Source organism: Bacillus sp. AP50, assembly GCF_040492675.1.
In the GTDB taxonomy this organism is placed as follows: domain Bacteria; phylum Bacillota; class Bacilli; order Bacillales; family Bacillaceae_G; genus Bacillus_A; species Bacillus_A cereus.
Map to the genome: position 1 here is coordinate 1 of NZ_JBEUTW010000314.1, position 2,463 is coordinate 2,463.

Sequence of the window (2,463 nt, forward strand, 5' to 3'; positions counted from 1 at the left end):
CTATTAAATTAAGTTGGATTCTCATTATATCTAAAAAAGCACTAACTATTTTCTACCGGTTTTCTCCATTTTTATCTTTCTTGGTTATCATAATATGTCTTATCTGCGTATTTTCTATCATTTCCTTTTAGATAAGCTAAAATTACTTTTGGATTTTTAAGTAAAGTCCAGTCTCCATATGTATCAAATCTTCTGCATGAAGTTATCATTCCATTTTTAATAGTACCAAATTTCTTATTATTTTTCTTTCCCCATTCTTTTAACCGTTTAGCGAAATCTGCATCTTCTGCCATAAGCATGTTTTCATTAAATCCGTTAATTGCCATAAAGTCTTTTCTATAGCACCAAAAAATCCCTACAGATATAGCTCCGTACTTAAAAAGTAAGGGGATGATTATTAACATTGCGGAGAGAAATATTCCTAAAGATATTCTTTCAAACTTTCCATTTACCCCACCACCAATGTATTTACCTGAAGCTAAATATTTATCTACATTAGACAACATAGACTCTGTCATTATGGTATCAGCGTCTATAGTGACGATTATTTCTCCATTAGCTATTTTAGCCCCTGCATTTCGAATTTTAGATAAGTTTTTATCGTTATTTTTCAATGTAACACAATTATAAGATTTTGCTATTTCCTCTGTTTTATCTGTGCAACGATTTAAAACAACTATAACTTCCGTTTGCTCTTTATATGCCTCTGATGCCTTTGCAATTGAATCTAAACATTTTCTAATGTACTTTTCTTCATTGTGTGCAGGAATTATAATAGAAAACTTCACATCTTTTTTCAAATTGACTCCTGAAGATTCGTTTGTCTCAGTCATAATATGCCCCCCTTATTTTATAAGGTAAATATCTGTTATACATAACGTATATTAAAATTCAATAAATTATATGATAGGAACTGCAGGTAAACTATTACTTGAGTATTAAAAAATAAAAACGTTATTCTTTCTAAATAAGCAAAATTACTAGAAAGAATAACGTTTTTTATTAGTTACATTAATATTTTATTCGTTGCTTTATTTCTTCAAAACGAGCATGTATAATTTTTCTGATATCTGGATGATTCTTATATAAAGTAACAGTATACATGATGGAAGATGCAAGAATAGTAGACCATATTAACCAATCTCCAGCATGAGAAAGAACTTTAATTATTTCACTCGTAAATTCTTCCTGTCCGTCATGAAATGTATAGCTGAGTAGTTACCTTATTTTTAAAAAAACATTCTGATTATTTCTTTTTCACTTCTTCTACAAATCCCCATGTTTCTCCGTTATCTTTTGATTGATAAAGTGCACTACTATCGCCATTGTAGTCTCCATCTGCCCCTTGTCCAACTAACATATTAAAAACCCCATCTTTCTCATATGGCATACTAGGAGAATCAAAAGGACTTATTGTGGACTGTGTATGATCTAATTTCACTTCATGCGGCGGATATTCTACCTTTTTGAAAGATACTCCCCCATCATCTGTGCGATATAACTCTCCTTCATTACCAGAAGGCCTAATTGCTCCTAAAAACCCAAGTTTATCATTTATAAAAATGATTCCTGATACACTACCAATCCCCCCATTAAATGGGTCTGGATTGATAACCTCCCATGTTTTCCCTTCATCACTAGTCTTGCTTAATGAATAAAAGGCGCTCCCTAATGCTTTATCTGTCATATTTAGTTTATAACCAACTTCTTTTGATAGGAAAAACTGTTCTTTTTCATTCTTTAAATCTTGTTGTTCCTTCTCTTTAAGCATATCTTCTTTTGGAGGCGTCTTTGATTTACTCCAACTTGCGTCACTTATTAAATTATATCTAGCAGGGACTAGCTCTTTCTCTTTTCCAGGGACAAATATAGATACAGTATATCCAATGATATCAGAAGCTGCTTCTTTAACACTCTGCCTCTTACCATCCTCAGTAATATTAATAATTCCCTCTGTATTGGATCCCCAATTTCTTTTTCCATAATAAATCAACCCATACTTACTTTCATTCCATTTTTTGACCGTTTGCTTAACTGGGATCGCCTTAACCGTTTTAATTAAAGGTTCTACTAATTTATCATCATTATAGTCAGGCTTTGCATATCCATCTCGTATTATAGTAATATCTTCTGATTTCTTCTTATTATAAGAGATTAAATAAGTTTCTTCTTTCCCATCAACATTTTTCCCATAAACAAATGTATCAAACGCTGTGATTGTTCCATCTGAATGAAATGTAAGATCAAAATCAGTTGCCATATACAATTTCTTTGGCAAAGGATATTTTTTATTTATATCTTCAAAAATACCTTCTACTCCAGATTTATATATATTATTATGTTTAAGTTTAACTGACCTTTCATGTTTTAACTTTTCTATAAACCATGCCAATTTGCCATTGTAATTTATTGCACTTTTATAAATCTGCATCCCATAAAATGATGTAATTGCAACAATAATGA

General features: G+C 31.0%; 2 protein-coding genes and 1 pseudogene. All 3 read right to left on the bottom strand.

The window, feature by feature from the left end; genetic code table 11:
• Positions 1-71 precede the first annotated feature (71 nt).
• A complete protein-coding gene (locus ABWK52_RS21015) occupies positions 72-833 on the bottom strand; it encodes a glycosyltransferase (protein WP_000141006.1) in 762 nt (253 codons plus the stop codon).
• Between the two features lie 178 nt (positions 834-1,011).
• Positions 1,012-1,206, bottom strand: a pseudogene (locus ABWK52_RS21020) (hypothetical protein); the annotation flags it as partial.
• A gap of 40 nt (positions 1,207-1,246) precedes the next feature.
• On the bottom strand, positions 1,247-2,463 hold a 1,217-nt coding region (locus tag ABWK52_RS21025), incomplete at its 5' end, for a WD40/YVTN/BNR-like repeat-containing protein (protein ID WP_353772113.1).